Here is a 15847-nt window from a genome sequence, read left to right as displayed (position 1 = left end):
GTCGAGGTGAAACTGCGCCCTCCAGCGCGGCGTCTCACCTCGATTCGCGGAGGTGCCGCGGGGGTCGAGGTGAAACTGCGCCCTCCAGCGCGGCGTGTCACCTCGACCCGTGGAGGTGCCGCGGGGGTCGAGGTGAAACTGCGCCCTCCAGCGCGGCGTCTCACCTCGATTCGCGGAGGTGCCGCGGGGGTCGAGGTGAAACTGCGCCCTCCAGCGCGGCGTCTCACCTCGACCCGCGGCTCGGGTGGGCGAGCTCAGGCGGTGGCGGGCTCGAGCGCCGGCTGGACCGGCTGCGTGCTCCGGCGCTCCTCGGCGGAGCGGGCGCGCAGGGCGGCCCGCAGGCGCCAGGCGCCGTAGATCGCGGCGAGGCTGATCAGCAGGTGCAGGCCGAGGAAGCCGTTGGCGAGGCCGAGGCCGAGCAGGGCGCCCGCGACGAGCGGCCCGAGCGCTGAGAACGTCGTCTGGATGGCGGTGAAGGTGCCGAGCGTCGTGCCGACGAGGCCGCGCGGCGCGAGGCTGGCGGTCAGCGGGTTGAGCACCGGCGCATACATCGTCTCGCCGACGGCGAAGATGCCGAAGGTCGTCACGAACAGGGCCGAGGCCACGCCGGGCGTCAGCTGGGCGAGGGAGAGCACGATCCACGAGAGCGTCCAGACGGCGCCGACGACCATGAGCAGGCTCGCCGCGTTGCGCTTGGCAGTGAGCCGCACGACGACGACCTGGAGCGCCACGATGACGACGCAGTTGACGGCGGCGGCCAGGCCGATGGCCGACTCGTCGACGTCGAGGACGGTCAGGGCGTAGGCCGGCAGGCCGGACTCGAACTGCGCGTAGAAGCCGAGCGCGAGGGCGACCGCGACGACGGCCGTCCAGCGCAGGGCGGGCACGGCGAAGATCCGGCGCAGCGCCTCCATCGTGCTGACCCGCGTCTCGGCCTCGCCGGCGGCGAGGTCGGGCGCGGCCTCGGCGGGCGCGCCGATGCCGGCGACGTGGATGAGCAGCGCGGAGATCGCGAAGCCGGCCCCGGCCGTGACGAAGGCGAAGGTCATGCCGTCGACGCGCGAGAGGTCGACGAACTGGCCCGCGACGAAGGCGCCGACGGCCATGCCGATGGCCTCGGCGGTGAACTTGTAGGCGAAGACCTTCCGGCGGTCGTCGCTGCCGGCCCAGCGCAGCACGAGGACGGAGGCCGCCGGGCCCGCGGCGGTCAGGCCGAAGCCGAAGACGAACATGCCGACGAGGAAGGCCGGGGCCGACTGCGCCCACACGAGCCCACCGACGCCGACGGCCGCGAGCAGCTTGGCGACGACGGCCACGACGACCGGGTCGAAGCGGTCGCTGAGGCGGCCGGCGAAGGGCGCGGCCACGAGCGCGCCGACCGAGAAGAGGGTGCTGGCGAGGGCGGCCGCGAGGGCGCCCCAACCGCGGGTGTTCGCCGCATACGCGTACTGGTACGGCAGGACCGTGCCCCATCCGAGCATGCCGATGGACGACGCGAGGATGAGCAGCTTGGTGCGCACGGTGGTTCACACCCTTTCCGGGGGGTTTCAGGACGGACCCGGTCTACAACGGATCTTCGTCATCAAATATTTCGAGTTCAAACTTCGACTTCGAAACGTTAGCAGGTGGCGGCGGGATGGAACAATGCGGTCCCATGGCAGCGAAGCGACGGCAGACCGCCCAGCAGGAGCACGCGGCCGACGTCGCGACCTACGTCGCCGCCGGCGGTGAGGAGTCGGTGCAGCGCGTCATCACGGCCGTGTTCTCCGTGACGAAGAAGCTCGACCAGTGGTACTCGCGGCAGTTCGCCGACCTCGACCTCACCCAGGGGGAGTGGGCGGTGCTCGCCGGCCTCGCCCGCGCCGGGGAGACCTGCCTCACCCCGAGCCAGCTCGCCGACCTCGCCAACGTCGCACCGTCGTCGATGACCCACCGCCTCGACAAGATGGCCGGCCGAGGCCTGCTCGAGCGACGGCCCGACGAGTCGAACCGCACCCGCACGCTCGTCTCGCTCACCGACGACGGCTGGGCCCTCTTCCGCGCGGCCGTGCGCGAGTCGAACGTCGTCGAGAGCGACACGCTGCGCGACCTCTCCGGCGACGAGCGCCACGAGCTGGCCCGCCTCCTCGAGATCGTCATCGCCGGGCTCGACGAGATCGACGCCTGACCCGCGCGGGGCGTAGCGTCAGGGCATGAGCCCGCACGCGCAGCCGGTCGCCCTCGTCACCGGAACCTCCTCGGGCATGGGCCTGCACGCCGCCGTCGAGCTGGCCCGCCGCGGGCACCTCGTCGTCGCGACGATGCGCGACCCGTCCCGGGCCACCGCCCTCACCGACGCCGCGGCCGAGGCGGGGGTCGAGCTCGACGTCCGCGCCCTCGACGTCACCGACCACGACGCCGCGCGGGCCTGCGTCGAGGGCGTCCTCGCCGACCACGGCCGCATCGACGTCCTCGTCAACAACGCGGGCCGGGGTGCGGTGGCGACGGCCGAGCAGCTCAGCCTCGACGAGGTGCGCGACCAGCTCGAGGTCAACTACCTCGGCCCCGTCGCCCTGACCAAGCTCGTGCTGCCCGGCATGCGCGAGGCCGGCTCCGGCACCGTGCTCACCGTGACGAGCGTGGGCGGCGCCGTCGGCCAGCCCTTCGCCGACGCCTACTGCGGGGCGAAGTTCGCCGTCGAGGGCTTCATGCAGTCGCTCGCCGTCGTCATGCTCGCCCACGGCGTGCACGTGTCGGTCATCGAGCCCGCCGCCGTCGCGAGCGACTTCGTCGGCAACGTCGCACGCCCCGCGGGCGTCACCGACGCAGACCCGTATGCCGCGCAGCTCGACGCCTACCTCGCCCGGTCCGCCGGTGCCTTCGCCGACGCCCAGTCGGCCCGCGACGCGGGTGCTGCCATCGCCGACGCGGCGACCGCCACCGACTACCGCTTCCGGTGGCAGACCTCCGAGGGCGCGACGGCCTTCGTCGGCATGTCGCTCGCCGACACCGACGGCAGCCAGGTGCTCGGCGCGACCCGCGGCTGGATCGCCTGACCGACCCGATGGCCGACCCGATGACCGACCGTCTCACCTACGCACGCCCCCGGCCGACGATCGGCGACCCGTCGTCGGCGGCGGAGCGGGCCCTCGCCCCGGACGCCTGGGCCCTGCCCGACGACCTCGCCTCGCTGGAGCGCGTCGTCGGTGCACGCCGCGACATCCGCCGCTTCCGTCCCGACCCGGTGCCCGACGACGTGCTGACCGCCGTCCTCACCGCAGGGCACCGCGGCCCGTCGGTCGGGCACAGCCAGCCGTGGCGCTTCGTCGTCGTCACCGAGGCGGCCACGCGCGACGCGGCGGCGCTGATGGCCGACCGCTGCCGCCTGCGCCAGGCCGCCGGCATGGCCGAGGAGTCGGCGCGGGGCCTGCTCGACCTCCGGCTCGAGGGCATCCGCGAGGCGCCGCTCGGCATCGTCGTCGCGTGCGACCGGCGCACCCCGGCGGCCGGCGTGCTCGGCCGGGCGACCTTCCCCGACGCCGACCTGTGGTCGTGCGCGGCCGCGATCGAGAACATCTGGCTCACGGCCCGCGCGCACGGCCTCGGCCTCGGCTGGGTCACCCTCTTCGAGCCGGCCGAGCTCGCCGACCTGCTCGGCCTGCCCGACGGCGTCGAGACGCTCGGCTGGCTCTGCCTCGGCTGGCCCGACGAGCGGCCCCCGGAGCCGGGGCTCGAGCGCGCCGGGTGGAGCCGGCGGCTGCCGCTCGAGCAGGTCGTCATGCGCGAGCGCTGGACCGAGCGCGACGCGCCGCCGTCCCACCTGCGCGCGCCCGGCCCCGACGCGCTCGTCGGCGCCCGCGACCGGTCCGACGCCCTGCTCACCGTGCCCGGCTCGCTCGGTGTGCTCGACACCGTGCTCGACCGCGTCACCGCCCTGACCGCGGTCGACGGGCCCGGCACCCTCGTCGTCGCGGCCGCCGACCACGCGGTGACGGCGCACGGCGTCAGCGCCTTCGCCACGTCGGTCACTGCCGACGTCGCACGGGCCACGCGCGAGGGCACCTCGATGGGCGCCGTCGCTGCGCGTGCAGCGGGGCTCGACGTCAAGCTCGTGGATGCCGGGATCGGTTGTCGCAGAGGCGATCTCGTGGCCACCGACGCGCTCGACGAGACGACGTATGCCGCCCTGCTGGCTCAGGGGCGCGAGCTCGGTCGCGCACTGGCCGGTGACGGGCCCGTCGCCCTCGGGGAGGTCGGCGTGGGCAACACGACGGTCGCGGCGACGGTCGCCGCCGCCCTCCTCGGCGCCTCTGCGGACGCCGTCGTCGGGCGCGGCTCGTCCGCCGACGCGGCGATGATGGAGCGCAAGCGCGACGTGGTCGAGCAGGCCCTGGCCCGCCTCACCGCTGCGGAGCGGCGCGACGCCCACGCGGTGCTGCGACGGCTCGGCGGGGGAGAGCTCGCCGTGCTTGCCGGCGTCGTGCTCGGGGTGGCCGAGGGCGGCGGGGTCGTCGTGCTCGACGGGCTCGCGACCTCGGTCGCGGCGCTCGCGGCCGTGCGGGTCGAGCCGGGCTGCGCCGCGCACCTCGTCGGGGGCCAGCGCTCGCGCGAGCGGGCCCACGCCGAGGTGCTGCGCGAGCTCGGTCTCGAGGCCCTGCTCGACCTGCGCATCCGGGCCGGCGAGGGCGTCGGTGCGGCGCTCGCGACGGGCCTCGTCAAGGACGCGCTGCGGCTGCGACGGGAGGTGGCTCGGACCTCCGCAGTTTGAGTCGGAGGGGGCTGCCGCCTAGTTTGGGGTGGTTGTCCAACCATCGAACTGCCCCCACGAAGGGCTGGGAGAAAACGCATGTCGACACAGACCGACGGCAGCACGCCGGCATCCCCGACCGGCGGCGGCGCCGGCGACCGCGCCTTCCTCGGGCACCCGAAGGGCCTCTCGACGCTCTTCTTCGTCGAGCTGTGGGAGCGCTTCTCCTACTACGGGATGCGCGCCATCCTGCTCTACTTCCTCGTCGACACGGCGGCCAACGGTGGCCTCGGGATCGACGAGACGACGGGCGCGGCGGTCGTCGCCATCTACGGCGCCTCCGTCTACCTGCTCTCGATCATCGGCGGCTTCACGGCCGACCGGGTCTTCGGCGCGCGCCGGTCGACCCTCTACGGCGCCGTCGTCATCATGGCCGGCCACGTGTGCCTCGCCGTGCCCGCCACGGCGACCGCCTGGCTCGGCATCGCCCTCGTCGCCCTCGGCACCGGGCTGCTCAAGCCGAACGTGTCGGCCATGGTCGGCACGCTCTACAAGCCGGGCGACGCCCGTCGCGACGGCGGCTTCTCGATCTTCTACATGTCGATCAACATCGGCTCCTTCTTCTCGCCGCTCGTCGTCGGGTGGCTGCGCGAGCACTACGGCTACCACGCCGGCTTCTCGGCGGCCGCGGTCGGCATGGCCGTCGCCATCGCCTGGTTCGTGCTCGGCCGCAAGGCCCTCGGCCCCGCCGTCGACGACGTGCCCAACCCGCTGGCCCCCGAGGAGCGCAGCCGGGTCGGCGCCCTCGCCGTCGGTGCCGTCGTCGCCTTCGCGCTCGTCGTCGTGCTCGCCGGACTGTGGCGCGACACGGTGCTCGACCAGGTCATCGACGCCATCTCCATCGTCGCCGTGCTGACGCCGATCGCCTACTTCACCATGATGTTCCGCAGCCCCAAGGTCGAGCGCGAGGAGAAGTCGCACCTCGCGGCCTACCTGCCGCTCTGGATCGGCGCGATGCTCTTCTGGATGATCTTCGAGCAGGCCGCCGGCAAGATGGCCCTCTTCGCCGCGAACAACACCGTCAAGGAGACCGCCGGCGTCTCGATCAACCCCGAGTGGTTCCAGTCGATCAACCCGCTCGCCATCGTGCTGCTCGCGCCGGTCTTCGGCCTGATCTGGGTCCGCCGCGCCGGTCGCTTCCCCTCGACGCCGATGAAGTTCGTGCTCGGCGTCGCGCTCATCGGGGTCTCGGCCCTCGCCATGTCGTGGGCCTTCGCGACCTTCTCGGGCAACACGGCGCCCGTCTACGTCCTCGGTGGCGTCTTCGTGCTCCAGACCGTCGCCGAGCTGTGCCTCTCGCCCGTCGGCCTGTCGGCGACGACCCGGCTCGCGCCGCGGGCCTTCGCGAGCCAGGCCATGGCCCTGTGGTTCCTCGCCAGCTCGGCCGGCCAGGCCATCGCCGCACAGCTCATCCAGGCCATGGGTGGCCTGAGCGACGCGACGTACTACCTCGTCAACGGCCTCATCACGCTCGTCGTGGCGGGCGTGCTCCTCGCCCTCGTGCCGTGGATCCGCCGCAAGATGGCGACCGCCGAGGTGCACGTGCGCGAGTCCGTGACGGCGCACTGACGTGATCGTCACCCTCGCCGGCGTCACCCCGGTGGTCCACGAGACCGCCTGGGTGGCGCCGAGCGCCGTCCTCGCTGGCGCCGTCGACCTGCGGGCCGGCTCGAGCGTCTGGTACACCGCCGTCCTGCGCGCCGACTTCGACCCTATCGTGCTCGGCGAGGGCAGCAACCTGCAGGACGGCGTCGTCGTGCACACCGACGCGGGCCACCCGACGACGATCGGCTCGGGCGTCTCGGTCGGCCACCGCGCGGTGCTGCACGGGTGCACCGTCGAGGACGACTGCCTCGTCGGGATGGGCTCCGTCGTGCTCAACGGCGCGGTCATCGGCGCCGGCAGCCTCGTCGCGGCGGGCGCCGTCGTCCCCGAGGGCATGGTCGTGCCGCCGCGGTCCCTCGTCGCCGGCGTCCCCGGCGTGATCCGCCGCTCGATCGACGAGCCGGGCCTGGCGCGCATCCGCGCCAACGCCGAGGTCTACCTCGAGCTCGCCCGCCGGCACCGCGAGGCCACGGGCGGCTGAGCGGCAGCGCCGGGGGCGGGCCCGCTCAGCGCAGGAGCAGCACCGCCGCGACCACCCCGGCGACGACGACGAGCACCCGGAAGAGCGTGGGCGGCAGGCGGCGTCCGACGCGCGCCCCGACGTAGCCGCCGACGACCGAGCCGGCCGCGAGCAGGCCGATGGCCCGCCAGTCGAGGTCGGCGACGACGACGAAGACGAGGCCGGCCACGACGTTGCCGGCGAAGATGGCGAGGGTCTTGAGACCGTTGACGACGCGCAGGTCGATGTCGAGGCCCAGCCCGAGCACGGCGACCATCATGACGCCCGACCCGGCGCCGAAGTAGCCGCCGTAGACGCCCGTGAGCAGGGCGAACGCGGTCGTGACCGGTCCCATCCGCGTGCGAGCGCCCGCGTCCTCGCCCGCGCGGGCGCGCAGCCATCGCCCGATCCACGGCTGGACGCCGACGAGCAGGCAGGTGAGGAGGATGAGCCACGGCACGACGGCCTCGAAGACGCTCGACGGGAGCGCGAGCAGCAGCGCCGCGCCCCCGACGGCGCCGACCGCGCAGGTCACGACGACCGTCCACGTGATCCTCGGGTGCTCGCGCAGCTCCGCGCGGTAGCCGAACGACCCGCTCACCCCCGCCGCCACGAGGCCGACGGTGTTCGACGCGTTCGCCACCACGGGCGGCAGCCCGACGGCGAGCAGGACCGGGAAGCTGAGCAGCGAGGCGACCCCGACCGTCGAGGTGAGCACCCCGGCGCCGAGTCCCGCGCCGAGCACGGCGAGCGCCTCGCCCGGCCCGTCGACCGTCGTCACGGACCGTCCCGCAGCACGGCCACGTCGCTGACGAGGACGACGTGGGCGTGCATGGCGTCGGCAGCGGCCTGCGCGTCGCCCGCCCGGATCGCGTCGGCGATCGCCCGGTGGTGCGCGAGCGAGTCGCCCGGACGGCCGGGCTGCGAGAGCGACTCGATGCGAGTCTCGCGCACGAGGTCGCGGATCTCGTCCATGAGGCGGGCGAGCAGGAGCGAGTGGGCGGCGGCCGTGACCGCGCCGTGGAACCGCTCGTCACCCTCGAGCCCCCGGCCCCCGGCCGCGACGTCACGGGCCATCTCGGCGAGCGCCTCGTCGATGCGGGCGAGGTCGTCGTCGGTGCGGCGCGTGGCCGCGAGGGCGGCGATCTTCGTCTCGAGCGCGTCACGGGTGTCGATGACCTCCGGCAGCCGGTGGGCGTGGGCGCGGATGGCCTCGACGATGCGCCGCGGCGCGCGGGCGTCGGCGAGCACCGTGCCGTCGCCGTGCCGCACGGTCACGACGCCGATGACCTCGAGGGCCACGAGGGCCTGGCTCAGGGTGGCCCGGCTGACGCCGAGGCGCTGCGCGAGCTCGCGCTCGGGGGGCAGCCGGTCGCCGGCCGTCAGGCCGTTCGCGGCGATCCACGCCGTGATCTGCTCGGCGACCTGCTCGTAGAGCCGGGTGCGCGCGAGCCGCGGCAGCTCCGGGGCGGGCATGGGGTCATCCTATTGACTTCCGGCCCAATGGCCTATTGGCTGGTCCACTGAGCCGGCCACGAGCCTCGTCACCACTGGCGCGGACCAGGCAGCTGGCCGCGACCGACGGAGGACACGCATGGGACCGGAATGGGTCTCGATCATCGCGCTCGTCGCCCTCTTCGTGATCGGCACGCTCCTGCCGATCAACATGGGGGCGCTCGCCTACGTGGCGGCCTGGCTCGTCGGGGTCTACTCCCTCGGCCTCAGCGAGAAGGAGATCCTCGCCGGCGTCAGCGGCGACCTCGTCCTCACCCTCATCGGCGTCACCTACCTCTTCGCCATCGCGAAGAACAACGGCACCGTCGACCTCATCGTCAGGTCGGCCGTGCGGGCGGTCGGCGGGCGCGTGGCGCTCATCCCGTGGGTGATGTTCTTCGTCACCGCGCTGCTCACCGCGATCGGTGCGGCGAGCCCGGCCGCCTGCGCCATCATCGGCCCGATCGCCCTCGGCTTCGCGGGTCGCTACAAGATCAACCCCCTGCTCATGGGCATGTTCGTCGTGCACGGCGCGCAGGGCGGCGGCTTCTCGCCGATCAGCATCTACGGCACGATCACCAACTCGGTGATGAAGGACAACGGCCTGCCGTCGAGCGAGATGACGGTCTTCATCGCGAGCCTCGCGGTCAACCTCGTCATGGCCGGCATCCTCTTCGTCGTGCTCGGCGGCCGGCGCCTCATGAACCTGCGCGCCGACGACGTCGACGGGCCGCTCGACGGCGAGTCGCTCACCGACGACCTCCACCGCGGCGGCGTCGGCGTTGCCGCCCGGGGCACCGGCACGATGACGCTGGCCCGCACGCAGGCCCTCGGCGTCAAGCGCGACCAGGTGCTGACGCTCGTCGCCTTCACCCTCGTCGCGGTCGTCGCGCTCGCCTTCGACAAGAACATCGGCTTCGTGTCGATCACGGCGGCCGTCGTGCTCGCCCTGCTGTCGCCGACGCAGCACAAGGACGCCGTCAAGCAGGTCGCGTGGCCCACCGTCCTGCTCGTCGCGGGCGTGAGCACGTATGCCGCCGTGCTGACCGAGGCGAAGGCGCCGGAGTTCGTGGGCAACTGGGCGGCCGGCCTCGGTGCCGTCGTCATCGGCGCGCTCGTGCTCTGCTACGTCGGTGGTGTCGTGTCGGCCTTCGCCAGCTCGACCGCCCTGCTGCCCGTCATCATCCCGATCGCCGTCCCGCTCATCAGCAACGGCGGCATCGGGGCGGCGACCTTCGTGGCGGCGCTCGCGATCAGCTCGACGATCGTCGACGTCAGCCCGTTCTCGACCAACGGCGCTCTCATGCTGGCCAACCGGCCCGACAGCATCAGCGAGCCGGTGTACTACAAGCAGATCCTCACCTACAGCGTCATCGTGGTCCTCGCCGGCCCGTTGCTCGTGTGGGCCGCCCTGATCCTCCCCGGATGGTGAACGACATGACCTCTTCTGGACCCCTCGACGGCGTGCTCGTCGTCGACCTCTCCCGCGCCCTCGCGGGGCCCCACGCGACGATGATGCTCGCCGACCAGGGCGCCCGCGTCATCAAGGTCGAGGCGCCCGGCCGCGGCGACGACACGCGCGGCTGGGGACCGCCCTTCGTCGGTGACGAGGGGCGGCGCGAGTCGACCTACTTCCTCTCGGCCAACCGCAACAAGGAGTCGATCACCCTCGACCTCAAGGACGCCGCCGACAAGGACGTGCTGCTCGCGCTCGTCGACCGGGCCGACGTGCTCGTCGAGAACTTCCGCACCGGCGTGCTCGAGCGCCTCGGTCTCGGCATCGAGTCGCTGATGGAGCGCAACCCGCGCCTCGTCGTGCTCTCGATCACCGGCTTCGGCCACGACGGACCCGAGGGCGGCCGCGCCGGCTACGACCAGATCGCCCAGGGCGAGGCGGGGCTCATGTCGCTCACCGGCTCGGGGCCCGACGACCCGCAGCGCGTCGGCGTCCCGATCGCCGACCTCCTCTCCGGCATGTACGGCGCGTACGGCGTCGTCTCGGCCCTGCACGAGCGCTCGCGCACCGGTATCGGCCGGGTCGTGCGCACGTCGCTGCTCGCGTCCGTCGTCGGCGTGCACGCGTTCCAGGGCACCCGGTGGACGGTGGCGGGCGAGGTCGGCCGCTCGGCCGGCAACCACCACCCCTCGATCAGCCCCTACGGCCTCTTCCACTGCCGCGACGGGTCGGTGCAGATCGCCGTCGGCAGCGAGAGCCTCTGGCAGCGGCTGTGCGCCGCGTTCGGGCTCGACCCGGCCGCCGAGGGCCTCGCGACGAACGCCGAGCGCGTCGCCGCCCGCGAGCGGGTCATCGAGGTCGTCGAGGCGGCCTTCGCCGACTGGGACGCCGAGCCGCTCCTGGCCCGGCTCGCCGAGGTGGGCGTGCCGGCGGGCAAGGTGCGCACGCTCGACGAGGTCTACGCGTGGGACCAGACCGCGAGCCAGGGGCTGCTCGTGCAGGTCGAGCACCCGACGCTCGGGCCGCTCACCCTGCCGGGCCCGCCGCTGCGCTGCTTCGACGGTGACGGCACCGAGGTGACCCGGCGCGACCACGCCGCGCCGCCCACCCTCGACGAGGACGGCGCGGCCATCCGAACCTGGCTCGCACAGGGCTGACCGCAGGACTCGACGAAGGGGCCGTCAGCTGGCGGCCGTCGCGTCGCCCGCGGTCCCGGTCGTCGCGATGAAGTCGGTGAGCAGGTCGGCGAAGCGCTCGGGCTGGTCGAGGTGCGGGAAGTGGCCGGCACCCTCGAAGAGCTCGACGCGGGCGCCGGCGAGGGCGGCCTGCGCGCGGGCGGCGTGCGTGGCCGGGATGACCATGTCGCGCGTGCCCCAGACGACGAGCACCGGCAGGTCGGCGAGGTCGGGCAGGTAGTCGCCCGCGCTGACCCGCTGCCCGCCGGGATCGACCACCGCCCGGGTCGTCGCGAGGAAGGCCCGGCGGCCGTCGGCGTCGCTGAGCGAGGCGAACCCCTCCCAGGCCGCGCGCATGTCGTTGCTCGCGCGCCAGCCGAGCCGGGAGAGGCTGCGGCCCACCGTCTCGACCCCGCCGCGCACCCACTCCGAGGCGAGCACGGGCAGCACGAGCTCGGCCCCGGGCAGGGTGGCGGCGCGCAGCGCGGGGTTGACCTCGCGGCCGAGGCCGCCGCTGCCGACGAGGACGAGCCGCTCGACGCGCGACGGGAAGAGGTAGCAGAACTCGAGCGAGATGCCGCCGCCGAGCGAGTGGCCGACGAGGGTGACCCGGTCGATGCCGAGCCGGTCGAGCAGGTCGCGCAGGGTCGCGGCGTGGGCGGCGAGCGAGTAGTCGCCCTCGGGCTTGGCCGACGCGCCGTGCCCGAAGAGGTCGGGCACGACCACCCGGTGGCGGTCGTCGAGGCGGTCGATGAGGTGGGCCCAGTTGGAGTGCGAGCCGAGCAGGCCGTGCACGAAGAGCACGGTGTCGCCGTGCCCGCTGTCGACGTACGAGAGCGCCTGCCCGTGCAGCATCGTCGTCTGGGGCGCCAACCTGGTCACGACACCTCCTCGGGTCGACCGGTCCTCCTCCCCAACGGTAGAACACGTCGCCCACGGTGCCGCGCGGTTTTCCTCAGGCTCCGCGGAACCGGGCGGCGAACTCGCCCGGCGTGAGCCCGGTGGCCTTGCGGAAGTCCCGGGTGAAGTGGGCCTGGTCGGCATAGCCGAGCTCGGCGGCGATGGCGGCGAGGCCGGCCTCGGCGTCACGCAGCCGGTCGGCGGCCTCCTGCAGACGACGGCGGCGGATGAGCCACTTGGGCCCGAGCCCGATCCGTTTGTGCAGCAGGCGCTGCAGGGTGCGCTCGACCATGTCGAAGCGGGCGCACAGCTCGTCGACGCGGAGCAGCTCGGGTGAGGTCTCCACCTCCTCGACGACCGCGTTGACGAGCCGGCCCTCCTCGTCGACGGGCAGGAGGGGCCGGAGCGCGTCCTCGACGTGCGCACGCGCCACGGCCTGGGCGTCCGGGTCGCGCGGGTCGGGGCCCATGGCGGCTCGCACCCGTCGGGTCAGGTCGGTGCCGTCGAGGGTGCGCAGGGTCGACAGGTCCACCCAGCGGTCGGTCATGCGGCGCACGGGCTCACCGGTGAGCAGGTGCCCGGCCGCCGGCTGGAACATCAGCCCGACGGCCCAGCCCCGGCCCGTCAGCATCGTGTGCGAGAGGCCGGAGACGACGCCGTGGAAGCGGGCGTAGCCGTCGGAGACGACGAGGAGGCAGACGGGGTACTGCAGCACACGCTGCACCGAGTCACGCCCCTCCGGCACGTCCCAGACGGGGATCCAGAAGCGCCGGGCCAGCTCGCCCAGGTCGGGCGACACGGAGGCCCGGTCGATCGACCACGTGCGGTCGGTGGGGTCGACGAGGTGGGCACGCTCGATGTCGTCGCGTGTGCGGGCGCCCGCAGAGCCCGTCGCACGTGCCGATCCCGGTGACGTCGTCACCTGTCGGAAAGTATCAAGACCCACCGACGCGTGGGTCCCTAGCGTGTGGCCATGACCTCACCCACCACCACCGATGCCGCCCGTGCCCACGCCCACCTCGCCGACCCCTTCACCGCCGTCGTCGACCGGCTGCCCGCCGACGGGTGGGAGCGGCCGAGCCCGTGCGAGGGCTGGACCGCCCGCGACGTGCTCGCCCACGTCGCGACGAGCCAGCGGCAGTTCCTCGCCGAGCACGGCTTCGACGCCGCGACCGACCGGCCCCTCGACATCGACGACCCGGAGCGCACGGCGGTCGACGTCCGGGATGCGTGGCACGCCCACGACCGCCGCGTGCGCGAGCTCCTCGCCGACCCGAGCGTCGCGGGGCACGAGTACGACAGCGTCTTCGGCCCCACCACGGTGGGCCGCACGATCGTCGCGTTCCACGGCTTCGACCTCGTCGTGCACCGCTGGGACATCGCGACGGCCGCCGGTCTCGACGAGCGGCTCACCGACGACGAGCTCGACCTGCTCGAGCGGTCGGCCGACGGCTTCGGCGAGCACCTCTACGACGACGGCGTCTGCAAGCCCGCGCTGGCCGCTCCCGAGGGGGCCGACCGCCAGGCTCGGGTGCTCGCCCGGCTCGGGCGGCGCGCGCCTGCCGCCTGAGCGGTCACCGCGCCCAGAGGTACTCGACCTCGGGACGGCCGGCGCCGGCATACCGGTTGCGGCGCACGGCGACCCGTGTCTCGCAGAGGTGCTCGGCGTAGCGTCGCGCCGTCACCCGGCTCACGCCGAGCGCGTCGGCGAGCTCGCTCGCCGAGCGCCCGTCCTCGCTCTCGCGCAGCAGCCGGGAGACCCCGGCGAGCAGCTCCTCGCCCATCCCCTTGGGCAGCCGTGCCTCGCCCGCCACGCGCGCGCCGGCGAAGACCTCGTCGACCTGCGCCTGGGTGCTCACCTCGTCGCCCGCCACGAGCTGGTCGCGGTAGGAGCGGTAGGCGAGCAGCCGGTCGCGCAGGGTCGCGAAGACGAAGGGCTTGAGGAGGTACTGCACGATCCCGAGCGACACGGCGGCCCGCACGACGTCGAGGTCGCGCGCCGACGTGACGGCGATGACGTCGGCGCGGTGGCCGGCCGCCCGCATGGCCCGCACGACGTCGAGCCCGTGGCGGTCCGGGAGGTTCATGTCGAGCAGCACGACGTCGATCTGCTTGTCCTGCAGCGCCTTGAGGGCGGCCTGCGACGTGCCGACCGTGGCCGCGACGACGAAGCCGTCGACCCTGCCGACGTAGGCCGTGTGGGCCTCGGCCGCGATCGGCTCGTCCTCGACGACGAGCACCCGGAGCGTGGCCGTCTCAGGGTCGGTCATGGGTCCCCTCCTCGTGCCCGTGCGGCGAGCGGTCGGGCAGGCGCACCGTGAACGTCGCACCCGGCGGGCCCGAGACCTCGAGCGTGCCGCCGAGCCGGTCGACCGTCTGGGCGACGAGAGCGAGCCCGATGCCGCGGCGGCCCGCGCTGCCCTGCTCCTTCGTCGACCAGCCGCGCCGGAAGGCGTCCTCGACCGCGCCCGGCGGCAGGCCCGGGCCGTCGTCGGCGACGACGAGGACGGCGTCGCGTCCGTCGACCCGCGAGGCGAAGCGGACGTGCCGCTCGGTGCGGCCCGCACCGGTCCCACCCTCGTCGGCGACGGCGTCCATGGCGTTGTCGATGAGGTTGCCGACGACGGTCACGACGTCGCGGGTCGGCGCCACGTCGCGCGGCCAGCGGGCGCCGGGCTCGATCTCGAAGGTGATGCCGCGCTCGTGGGCCTCGGCGGCCTTGCCGAGCAGCAGGGCCGTCAGGGCCGGCTCGTCGACGGCCTCGACGACGCGGTCGGTGAGCACCTGGGAGACGTGCAGCTCGTCGGTGGCGAAGTCGAGGGCTCGGTCGGTGTGCCCGAGCTCGATGAGGCTGACGATGGTGTGCAACCGGTTGGCCGACTCGTGCGCCTGCGACCGCAGCGCCTCGGTGAGACCCCGCGCGGAGTCGAGCTCGCCCGTCAGGGCCTCGAGGTCGGTGCGGTCGCGCAGGGTCGCGACGTGCCCGAGCAGCCGACCCTGCCAGCGGGCCGGCCCGCGGTTGAGCACGAGCACCCGCGCCGCCGTCACGTGCAGCTCGTCCTCGTGGGACGCGTCGTCGATGAGCGCGGCGGCCAGCGCCGGGGTGAGCCCGAGCTCGGCCACCGGCCGGCCCACGGCGTCCGGCGGCAGGGCGAGCAGCCGCGTCGCCTCGTCGTTGGCGAGTCGCAGCCGGCCGTCGAGGTCGGTGATGAGCAGGCCCTCGGTCACCGCGTGGAGCACCGCGTCGTAGTACTCGTACATCTCGCGCAGCTGCTCCTCGCCGAGGCCGTGCGTCTGCCGGCGGATCCGCCGCGCGACGAGCCCCGTGCCGAGCCCCGAGAGCACCGCCGCCACGAGTCCCGCGAGCAGCAGGCCCGGCAGCTGCGCGCGCACGCGCTCGCCGACGGCCGCCTTGCGGATGCCGACGGAGACGAGCGCGACGACGCGCCCGTCGTCGGTCACGGGCTCGACGACGCGTGAGGAGGGCCCCAGGGTGCCGGTGTAGTCCTCCTCGACCTCGCCGCCCGCCAGGGCCTGCTCGGTGTGGCCGATGAAGCGCTTGCCGATCTGCGCCGGGTCCGGGTGGGTCCAGCGGATCGCGTCGCGGCTCATGACGACGACGAAGTCGGTGCCCGACGCGACGCGCACGCGCTCGGCATACGGCTGGAGGGCGGAGGTCGGGTCCGAGCCCTGCACCGCGCGCACCACCTCGGGCGTCGCCGCGACCGTCACGGCGACGGCGCGCGCCCGCGCGATGGCCTGCTGGTCACCCGCGCGCTGGGCCTGGCCGTAGGCGCCGGCCAGCCCGGCCACGACGACGAGCACCGCGATGAGCACCTGGAGGGCGAAGGTCTGCGTGGCGACGCTCCAGCGCCCGGGCGCGCCGAGCACCCGGACCGCGAGGCGACGCCACCGGGGCGGTCTCAACGACC

The 15847-nt window shown here is 74.0% G+C and carries 15 protein-coding genes; 8 read left to right on the top strand and 7 right to left on the bottom strand.

Going from position 1 to position 15847, the window contains the following annotated elements; translation table 11 throughout:
• Window positions 1–254 precede the first annotated feature (254 nt).
• The gene (locus ABT295_RS11365) at window positions 255–1520 is read right to left on the bottom strand and encodes an MFS transporter (protein WP_352394459.1); all 1266 of its coding nucleotides are present in this window, start codon (window positions 1518–1520) and stop codon (window positions 255–257) included.
• Window positions 1521–1654: 134 nt separating this feature from the next.
• Here ABT295_RS11365 and ABT295_RS11360 point away from each other — a divergent pair, with 134 nt between their 5' ends.
• The 5 genes from ABT295_RS11360 (at window position 1655) to ABT295_RS11340 (ending at window position 6872) form a co-directional block, all read left to right on the top strand.
• Entirely contained in the window at window positions 1655–2167 is a 513-nt protein-coding gene (locus tag ABT295_RS11360) for a MarR family winged helix-turn-helix transcriptional regulator (protein WP_352394458.1), read from the top strand.
• A gap of 25 nt (window positions 2168–2192) precedes the next feature.
• A complete protein-coding gene (locus tag ABT295_RS11355; RefSeq protein ID WP_352394457.1) occupies window positions 2193–3035 on the top strand; it encodes an SDR family NAD(P)-dependent oxidoreductase in 843 nt (280 codons plus the stop codon).
• Between the two features lie 20 nt (window positions 3036–3055).
• A complete protein-coding gene (gene bluB, locus ABT295_RS11350; protein WP_352394456.1) occupies window positions 3056–4747 on the top strand; it encodes a 5,6-dimethylbenzimidazole synthase in 1692 nt (563 codons plus the stop codon).
• A 78-nt stretch (window positions 4748–4825) separates the two neighbouring features.
• Window positions 4826–6355 (top strand): peptide MFS transporter, encoded by a 1530-nt coding sequence (locus ABT295_RS11345; RefSeq protein ID WP_352394455.1) that lies wholly within the window; start codon window positions 4826–4828, stop codon window positions 6353–6355.
• A 1-nt stretch (window position 6356) separates the two neighbouring features.
• Window positions 6357–6872, top strand: coding sequence for a gamma carbonic anhydrase family protein (locus ABT295_RS11340; protein WP_352394454.1), 516 nt, complete (start codon window positions 6357–6359; stop codon window positions 6870–6872).
• A gap of 25 nt (window positions 6873–6897) precedes the next feature.
• Here ABT295_RS11340 and ABT295_RS11335 read toward each other — a convergent pair whose 3' ends face one another.
• Both ABT295_RS11335 and ABT295_RS11330 read right to left on the bottom strand, forming a co-directional pair.
• A complete protein-coding gene (locus ABT295_RS11335) occupies window positions 6898–7671 on the bottom strand; it encodes a sulfite exporter TauE/SafE family protein (RefSeq protein WP_352394453.1) in 774 nt (257 codons plus the stop codon).
• Complete coding sequence (locus tag ABT295_RS11330; RefSeq protein ID WP_352394452.1) at window positions 7668–8366, bottom strand: FadR/GntR family transcriptional regulator; 699 nt, start codon at window positions 8364–8366, stop codon at window positions 7668–7670. The genes ABT295_RS11335 and ABT295_RS11330 overlap by 4 nt, the downstream gene beginning before the upstream one ends.
• A 118-nt stretch (window positions 8367–8484) precedes the next feature.
• Between ABT295_RS11330 and ABT295_RS11325 the strand changes: the two genes are divergently transcribed.
• Together ABT295_RS11325 and ABT295_RS11320 are read left to right on the top strand one after the other, a co-directional pair.
• A complete protein-coding gene (locus ABT295_RS11325) occupies window positions 8485–9816 on the top strand; it encodes an SLC13 family permease (RefSeq protein ID WP_352394451.1) in 1332 nt (443 codons plus the stop codon).
• Between the two features lie 5 nt (window positions 9817–9821).
• Window positions 9822–10997: a CaiB/BaiF CoA transferase family protein gene (locus ABT295_RS11320; RefSeq protein WP_352394450.1), complete on the top strand. Its 1176-nt coding sequence runs from the start codon at window positions 9822–9824 to the stop codon at window positions 10995–10997.
• A 24-nt stretch (window positions 10998–11021) separates the two neighbouring features.
• On the opposite strand, the gene ABT295_RS11315 is transcribed toward ABT295_RS11320, so the two are convergent.
• Window positions 11022–11897: an alpha/beta fold hydrolase gene (locus ABT295_RS11315; RefSeq protein ID WP_352394449.1), complete on the bottom strand. Its 876-nt coding sequence runs from the start codon at window positions 11895–11897 to the stop codon at window positions 11022–11024.
• Between the two features lie 73 nt (window positions 11898–11970).
• Window positions 11971–12837, bottom strand: coding sequence for a helix-turn-helix domain-containing protein (locus ABT295_RS11310; RefSeq protein WP_352394448.1), 867 nt, complete (start codon window positions 12835–12837; stop codon window positions 11971–11973).
• 51 nt (window positions 12838–12888) lie between these two features.
• Between ABT295_RS11310 and ABT295_RS11305 the strand changes: the two genes are divergently transcribed.
• Window positions 12889–13485 (top strand): TIGR03086 family metal-binding protein, encoded by a 597-nt coding sequence (locus tag ABT295_RS11305; protein WP_352394447.1) that lies wholly within the window; start codon window positions 12889–12891, stop codon window positions 13483–13485.
• Between the two features lie 4 nt (window positions 13486–13489).
• Here ABT295_RS11305 and ABT295_RS11300 read toward each other — a convergent pair whose 3' ends face one another.
• Window positions 13490–14185: a response regulator gene (locus ABT295_RS11300; protein WP_352394446.1), complete on the bottom strand. Its 696-nt coding sequence runs from the start codon at window positions 14183–14185 to the stop codon at window positions 13490–13492.
• Entirely contained in the window at window positions 14172–15842 is a 1671-nt protein-coding gene (locus tag ABT295_RS11295) for a sensor histidine kinase (protein ID WP_352394445.1), read from the bottom strand. Before ABT295_RS11295 ends, ABT295_RS11300 begins: the two co-directional genes overlap by 14 nt.
• Between the last annotated feature and the right edge of the window lie 5 nt (window positions 15843–15847).

The sequence above is a fragment of the Terrabacter sp. NPDC000476 genome (assembly GCF_040300125.1).
Lineage (GTDB): Bacteria > Actinomycetota > Actinomycetes > Actinomycetales > Dermatophilaceae > Terrabacter.
The sequence above is the reverse complement of the archived record's forward strand: the minus strand, read 5'-3'. Positions and strand labels throughout refer to the sequence as shown.